This window comes from Maricaulis sp. (assembly GCF_030149515.1).
Lineage (GTDB): Bacteria > Pseudomonadota > Alphaproteobacteria > Caulobacterales > Maricaulaceae > Maricaulis.
This window is the reverse complement of the sequence record NZ_JASBRI010000007.1, coordinates 191123-198602: the sequence shown is the minus strand read 5'-3', so window position 1 is coordinate 198602 and position 7480 is coordinate 191123. Positions and strand designations below refer to the sequence as shown.

Annotated in this window: 7 protein-coding genes; 5 read left to right on the top strand and 2 right to left on the bottom strand. The window is 66.3% G+C overall.

Annotation, left to right across the window (positions count from 1 at the left end):
* Positions 1 to 44 precede the first annotated feature (44 nt).
* Positions 45 to 419 (bottom strand): hypothetical protein, encoded by a 375-nt coding sequence (locus Q1U94_RS04155; RefSeq protein ID WP_300542233.1) that lies wholly within the window; start codon positions 417 to 419, stop codon positions 45 to 47.
* Positions 420 to 524: 105 nt separating this feature from the next.
* Complete coding sequence (locus Q1U94_RS04150) at positions 525 to 2411, bottom strand: CocE/NonD family hydrolase (RefSeq protein WP_300542231.1); 1887 nt, start codon at positions 2409 to 2411, stop codon at positions 525 to 527.
* A 162-nt stretch (positions 2412 to 2573) separates the two neighbouring features.
* Between Q1U94_RS04150 and Q1U94_RS04145 the strand changes: the two genes are divergently transcribed.
* The 5 genes from Q1U94_RS04145 to Q1U94_RS04125 all read left to right on the top strand — a co-directional run bounded on the left by Q1U94_RS04145 (position 2574) and on the right by Q1U94_RS04125 (position 7475).
* The gene (locus Q1U94_RS04145; RefSeq protein ID WP_366917253.1) at positions 2574 to 3191 is read left to right on the top strand and encodes an HD family hydrolase; all 618 of its coding nucleotides are present in this window, start codon (positions 2574 to 2576) and stop codon (positions 3189 to 3191) included.
* Positions 3188 to 4165 (top strand): NAD regulator, encoded by a 978-nt coding sequence (locus tag Q1U94_RS04140; RefSeq protein ID WP_300542227.1) that lies wholly within the window; start codon positions 3188 to 3190, stop codon positions 4163 to 4165. Before Q1U94_RS04145 ends, Q1U94_RS04140 begins: the two co-directional genes overlap by 4 nt.
* A 110-nt stretch (positions 4166 to 4275) precedes the next feature.
* Entirely contained in the window at positions 4276 to 4605 is a 330-nt protein-coding gene (locus Q1U94_RS04135) for a hypothetical protein (RefSeq protein ID WP_300542226.1), read from the top strand.
* Positions 4606 to 4719: 114 nt separating this feature from the next.
* A complete protein-coding gene (nadA, locus tag Q1U94_RS04130; protein WP_366917250.1) occupies positions 4720 to 5859 on the top strand; it encodes a quinolinate synthase NadA in 1140 nt (379 codons plus the stop codon).
* Between the two features lie 8 nt (positions 5860 to 5867).
* Positions 5868 to 7475, top strand: a complete 1608-nt coding sequence (locus Q1U94_RS04125) for an L-aspartate oxidase (RefSeq protein ID WP_300542222.1) — start codon at positions 5868 to 5870, stop codon at positions 7473 to 7475.
* Positions 7476 to 7480 lie beyond the last annotated feature (5 nt).

The window sequence follows — 7480 nt, the reverse complement described above, 5'->3', positions numbered from 1 at the left end:
GGTTAGGCGCGAACCCTTAGGGCGACAAGAAAGATACGTGCGCGCTAAACCGGTTGCGCCTCGGTCACGCGATAAGTCAGATCGTCGCCATCGGCTTCATGAATGGTCAAATAATCGCCGACGCGCATCGTGTGATCGCCGAGCCGGAAGACCGGCTCGTCCGGCCCCTCATCCTCCTCGTCATAGCGGAAGAACCAGTGACTGCCGCGATGGGAAAGCCAGCCATCGGCCTTGTCGGCCGGGTCCGGCGAAAACCGGTCGACCGTGCATTTCACCTTGTTCTGGCGCCACAGATCGAGATCCAGCTTGCCATTGCCGTCCAGTGGCGCCACGACGACATAGCCTTGCCGGTCGTCGCCGTCCGGAAAACCGGCGTCGGGATTGCGTCCCAGTCTCATCACGACTCGCATCAGGCCCATGGCAATCTCCCGAAAATCCTTGTGGACGTTATCCGACTTCCTTTTGCGCCGCCGGTCAATTGCCGGTCCCGTGCGGCAAAGCGGCACAGAACCGGCCGGACCAGCCTATTCGGGGCGAACCACCGGCAGCTCGATATAGGAGGGATGCCCGGCATCGTGGTGTATCGAATTGTTCGCCACACGCCCCTCGCTCTCATTGTAGTTGGGCCCGCCCGTATTCAGATTGCGCACGAATTTGGGGAAGTTCGACGAGGCCACTTCCACCTGGATGCGGTGACCGGGCTGGAAGACGATGGACGACGTCATCGGCGTGAAGTCCAGCTCGTAGACCTCGCCTTCTTCCATCATCTGCGGATCGTCATAGCCGTTGCGATAGCGCGCACGCAGGATGGTATCGTCGATGATGTAGGCGGTGCCGTCCGGTGCGACATCGACCAGTTTCACCGCGAAGTCCGTATCCGGCGCGTCCGAGGAGACGTGCAGCACGGCATCGATGAAGCCGGACACCTCCATGGGTTCGCTCAGCACCTCGCTAGTATAGACGAGCACGTCATTGCGAACCTGGATCGGGCGCTGGTCGAAGGCGCCGGGCTGGACGATCCCGCCATTGCAGCAATCCCCGCCCCCGATGGTCTGTACCGGCACCATGGGATCGTACACGAATGTGTCCGCCGGCTGCTCGCCCTCCGGCGGCTCGGCGCTCAGCCGGCCATCGCCGTAACGGCTGTTCGCCCCGCCATCGGAATGCAGATAGAGGCGCACGGCCTCGCTGGTCTCCGGCGGCCAGGTCTCGGCGCTGCGCCATTCATTGGCGCCCATGGCGAAATACTGCACATGCGGCATATCCCGGTCCCAGGCATCGCGGTCGTCTTTCAGCCAGCGGTCGAACCAGGCAAAGATCAGGCCGGTCGTGTCAAACGACGTGTCCCCCAAATCGCGTTCGCCCACGACAGTATCCGGCCCGAACCCGAAGAAGTCGCAATGGGTGTTGGGGCCGACCACGGCATACTGGTTCTCGCGCGCCTCCCGGTCGGACGCGTTGGCGCGGACATGGTTGAACAGCGCCATGTTCGGGCCGATCGACACGTCATACCAGGAATTGAACCACAGCGCGGGCACGCCCCAGCCCTCGTCGTCGTGATAGAGCCCGCCCTGGAACCAGCCCGCATCGGCCGGCGTGCGCAAGATGAATTCCTCGAACGTGGCCGGCGGCTCGCCCAGGGAGCTCAGCATTCCGGAAACCGGCAGGTGCTCGATCTGGCTGGCCCAGTCGACCTCCGGCTTGTCGGCGGCAAGATCGTTGTAGCGGGAAATGCGAGTCCGGGTCTCGGCATCGAGGCCCTGCGGGATCTGCGCACGCAACGGATTGTCGACGCCGTAGAGCCAGACGAAGAAGAGATTGCGCGGCACGCCACCGGTATACCAGTTGCCCTGCTCCTGGAACTCGCCGACCCGGCCGATACCGGCACCGGACGCCATGGGCACCATGGCCGCATGAGCGGGATGGTCCTGTGCGGCCAGGGCCAGCTGCCATTCCGCCGAGGACGAGCAGCCCCATGTGCCCACACGGCCATTGGACCAGTCCTGCTCGGCGATCCAGCTCAGCGCATCATACCCGTCAGTGCGCGGATGGCCGAGAATCTCGAACTCGCCTTCGGAAAAATAGCGGCCGCGCTCGTTCTGGATCACGAAGGCATAGCCGCGGCTGACCGATTCCACCGCCATGCGCAGACGGCTGCCGGACAGGGTGTTGAAATTATAGGGCGTACGCCAGAAGATCACCGGCAGATCGCCGTCGGCTCCGCGCGGCCGGTAGACATCTGTCGACAGTCCGACCCCGTCGCGCATGGGCACGAGCAGCTTGGTCTGCGACGTTGAAAGGCGCGCCAGCTCGGCGCGCAGCGCGTCCTGGCTGTAGCGGGCATAGTCCTGTGCCGACGCGGCAGCGCCCAAGCCGGCCAGACAGGCCAGTGCCACGATCATCCTGTGCATGCTTCCCTCCCCGGGTCGGATCTGTGTCGGCCCGAGAGTGTCGGACAGGCCCGCGCGAGGCAAGGCACCGGCCTTTCAGCTCCCTGCTGCCGGTGGAGTGGAGCGGCGTGCACTTCGGTGTTATTTCCGCTGTCCGACGAGGATCTGGAGGTCGAACCGCCCATGCCCGCTGCCGCCCGCAAGAAAGACACCGCTCCGCGCGCCTGGCAGCGCATGATATCGGGACGCCGGCTGGACCTGCTGGATCCCTCGCCCTTCGATGTGGAGATCGAGGATATCGCCCACGGTCTTGCCCGCGTGGCGCGCTGGAACGGCCAGACCCGCGGCGATCACGCCTTTTCCGTGGCCGAACACTCGGTCGTGGTGCTGGACATCCTCGAGGAACTCTATGCCGCGCTGGCGCCGAAATGGCGGCTGGCGGCATTGCTGCACGATGCCTCGGAATACGTCATCGGCGACATGATCAGTCCTTTCAAGGCAGCGCTGGGCGTCAATTATCGCGAATTCGAAGACCGTCTGGAGCGGGCCATCCATTTGCGCTTCGGCCTGCCGCCGAAAATGCCGCAGGACGTCAAGCGCAAGATCAAGCGGGCCGATGTGATCTGCGCCTATTTCGAAGCCACCCAGATTGCCGGGTTCAGCCACGCGGAGTCGGTGAAATTCTTCGGCCGGCCGCCGGCGGGGCTGGAGGTCACGATCGATCCGAAACCGGTCAAACAGGCCCAGATCCACTTCCTGGAGCGCTTCGAGACCGTGCTGAGGGAGGTTGAGGGGCGATGACGACGCTGGCCGGCCAACCTCTTTCCGTCGGCCTGAACGCGGTCATCCTGTCGGTCGACGGCGATACGCCGCAGGTGCTGATCGTGCCCCAGGACGGTGGCGGGGTCGCCCTGCCCTTCGGTCCCTTCGACCCGGCCCAGCACCGCACCTTCGAGATCGGGCTGCGCCGCTGGGTGGCCGAACAGGCGCGCTTCCAGCTGGGCTATGTCGAACAGCTCTACACCTTCGGCGATCGCGGCCGCGAAGCGCCATTGGCGGCGATGACCGGGTCGGGAGACGCCCGCATCATCTCGGTGGGATATCTCGCCCTGACCGCGGATATCGCCACCCCGCCCGAGGGCGGCGGACGCTGGCGGGGCTGGTACGACTTCTTTCCCTGGGAGGACTGGCGCGAGGGCAAGCCCGAGATGATCGAGACCGAAATCGTGCCGCGCCTGTCGGCCTGGGCTGACGAGGCCGGTGTGCCGGGACGGCGCGCCTCGCGTCACGACCGGCTGAAGACGACATTCGGCGTCGGCGGGGCGGGCTGGAACGAGGAACGGGTGCTGGACCGTTTCGAGCTCCTCTACGAGGCAGGCCTGGTCGCCGAGGCCGCCCGCGACGGCCAGACCGACAATCCCTCGCAATGTCCGGCCTTCGGCCTGTCCATGGCCTCCGATCACCGCCGCATCCTGGCCACCGCGATCTCGCGCCTGCGCGGCAAGATCAAGTACCGGCCCGTCGTGTTCGAACTCATGCCCGACCTGTTCACCCTGTCCTCGCTTCAGCAGATGGTCGAGGCCATCGCCGGCTATCGCCTGCACAAGCAGAATTTCCGCCGCGCGCTCGATCGCACGGGATTTGTCGAAGGGACGGGCAAGCTGGAAAACCGGACCGGCGGCCGCCCGGCCGAATTGTTCCGCTATCGCCGCGAAGCCCTGGCCGGCCTGCCCTCCCTGGGCCTGGCCACGCCGAAACTGCGCGAGCTGGGCTGAAGTCACCGCAGCTGCGCCCGTCCGCTGTTTCGCCTCAATTCTTGCTTGCTAGCGCAGTTCGTTGCACTATGAATGCGTTTGTAGCGTGGGCGTTTGTATCGGGGGATAATGTGCGGGGCGTATCGACGGTCGAAGCCGGTCTGACGGTGTTCGTGTGCTTGGCGGCGATTCTCGCCCTGCGTTTCATCGGTCTGCAGCTGTACAGTCTCGGACTGCCCGCTGTCCTCGCACTGCTTCTCGGCCTCTGCCAGCTGCCGCGCGACGAAGCGACGCTGCGCCGAGCCGTGCTGTCGGTCGGAGCGACTTGCGGCTTCGTCTACGCCCTGTTTGCCGTCGGCATCACCTTCTGGGCCGCCCTGGTTCTGGGCCTTCTCCTGGCCGCGCTGGGCACCGGCCTCTGGCTCCTGCACGTGCGCTTGTCCGCGGTTCACCACGTATAGGCCGGCCACCCTTGCACTGTGCTCAAAGTGAGCATATATACGCTGCACAGGTAAAGCTCATTTCGAGCAAAAGGGGTGGCCCCAAAACGAGCCGCCCATTTTCAGACCCCATAAATGCTCACACTGAGCAAAAGGGAGGGGAAAATGGATCGATTGAACTGGGACGGAACGCCTCAAGGCTTTGATCAGGATCGGCCGGAACTGGCGTATACGGACGAGGTCAAGGCGGCGACCGACCATCTCTACGAGAAAGTGAAGGATGTCGTCACCCCGATGGAGTGGCCGGCCAAGGCGCCGCTCATCCACGCCATCAACAAGCTCAAGAAAGAGAAAAACGCGGTCATACTGGCCCACAATTACATGACCGCCGACATCTTCCACTGTGTCGGCGACCTGATGGGCGACAGCCTGGCGCTGGCGCGCATGGCCGCCGACAGCGAAGCCGATATCATCGTCCAGGCCGGCGTCCACTTCATGGCGGAAACCGCGAAGGTTCTGGCCCCGGAAAAGACGGTCCTCATTCCCGACACCCGCGCAGGCTGCTCGCTGGCCTCCTCGATCACCGGCGAGGATGTGCGCCGCATCAAGGCCGCCTATCCGGGCGTTCCGGTGGTGACCTATGTGAACACCTCGGCGGACGTGAAGGCCGAGTGCGATATCTGCTGCACTTCCTCGAACGCCGTGCAGGTGGTCGAAAGCCTCGGCGCAGATACCGTGATCCTGCTGCCGGACGAATACCTGGCCAAGAATGTCGCGGCCCAGACCGATGTGCGCATCCTGACCTGGAAGGGGGCCTGCGAAGTGCACGAGAAATTCACCGCCCGCGACGTCGAGGAGCTGCGCGAGGCGCATCCCGGCGTGGTGATCATCACCCACCCGGAAAGCCCGCTGGACGTGGTCCAGGCCGCCGACTATGCCGGTTCCACCGCCGCCATGGCCGACTATGCCCGCAATTCGGGCGCCCGGAAGGCCGTGCTGCTGACCGAATGCTCGATGAGCGACAATGTCGCCGTCGACGTGCCGGAGGTGCAGTTCATCCGCCCGTGCAATCTGTGCCCGCACATGAAGCGGATCACACTGGAAAACATCTATGACTGCCTGCGCCTGGAACAGCACGAAGTCGTCGTCCCCGACGCGGTGATCGACGGCGCCCGCCGCTCGGTCCAGGCCATGCTGGACCTGCCCAAGCCCGACAGGCCGGCCAGTTTCGATCCGAAAAAGCAGGAAAAGCCTGTCGAGATCGTGTCGGTCTAGGGCGTGCCATGACCCGCCCCGTCCTTGTCATCGGCGCCGGCATTGCGGGCCTGTGGGCCGCACTGAAACTGGCGCCGCGCCGGGTCGTGCTGCTGACCGGATCGCCCCTGGGCGAGGGGGCCGCCTCGGGCTGGGCGCAGGGCGGTGTCGCGGCAGCCCTGGCCGGAGACGACACGCCTTTCCTGCACATGCGCGACACGATCGAGGCCGGGGCCGGCCTGGTCGACGAAAACGCCGCGCGTGCCCTGGCCGAAGGCGCGGCCGCGGAGGTCGAGGCACTCGCGGCCCTGGGCGCTCCCTTCGAGCGATCCGGCGGCACGTGGTCGCTCTCGCGCGAGGCCGCCCACTCGCGCCATCGTGTGGCCCGGGTGAAGGGCGACGGCGCGGGCGCGGCCGTCATGGCCGCGCTGATCGCGGCCGTGCGCGCCGCCGATCACATCGACATCCGGGATGGCTGGAAGGCGGTCGCGCTTGAGGGCGGCGAAACCGGCTGCAGCGGTGCCCGGGCCTGTGCGCCGGACGGTGAAGCCGGCGTCATCGAGGCCGAACACACAATCCTCGCCATGGGCGGAGCCGGCGGCCTGTTCGCACTGACCACCACGCCGGCCGCCGCCCAGGGCCAGGCCATGGCCATGGCGGCGCGTCTGGGCGCAGTGATCCGGGATCCCGAATTCGTGCAGTTTCATCCGACAGCGCTCAAGGCCGGTGTCGATCCGGCACCGCTGTGCACCGAGGCGTTGCGCGGCGACGGCGCCATCCTGGTCGACCGGACCGGGCATCGTTTCATGAAGGCGGTCCATGGCGATGCCGAGCTGGCCCCGCGCGATGTCGTTGCCCGGGCGGTGCACCGCCAGAACGCCTCCGGCAAGGGCGCCTTCCTCGACTGCCGCGCGGCGATCGGCGAGGCATTTGCGGACAGGTTTCCCGCGGTCTTCGCGGCGTGCATGGCCGCCGGCATCGATCCCCGGCGCGATCCCGTTCCCGTCGCCCCGACCGCGCACTATCACATGGGAGGCGTGATGACCGATATCGACGGCCGCACCACTGTGCCCGGCCTCTACGCCATCGGCGAATGCGCCTCGACCGGCCTGCACGGCGCCAACCGCCTGGCCTCCAACTCGCTGGCGGAAGGCCTGGTGAGTGCGGCGCGGGTGGCGAAGATGCTCCCGTCCTCCCCCTTGATGGGGGCGGTGGAGGGGGTGAATCCCGGTGGCACCAAGCCAGCACCCGCCTCGCCTCCGCCCCTTCCGACCCGAAGCTCCGCTTCGGGCCACCTTCCCCATCCAGGGGAAGGATGGGTGCCGCCGCAGCTTCCCCTTCTCGCCCTCACCCGCCTGCGTGAGGCCATGAGCCGGTATTGCGGCGTGGAGCGCACTGCGGCGGGGCTGCTGGCACTGGCCGAACGGATCGACGCGATGCGCGCCGAACACGGAGAGGCCGACGCACTGGTGGCAGCCCGTTTCATCGCCGAGGGCGCGCTGCGCCGCACGGAAAGCCGGGGCGGACATTTCCGCACCGACTGTCCGCAAACCCGTGCTAAGGCGGAGCATACACGCCTGACCCTCGCCGACCTGGTGGCAGCCGAACCCGGCCGCCTGCGCACCCCCGCCGAATAGGACAC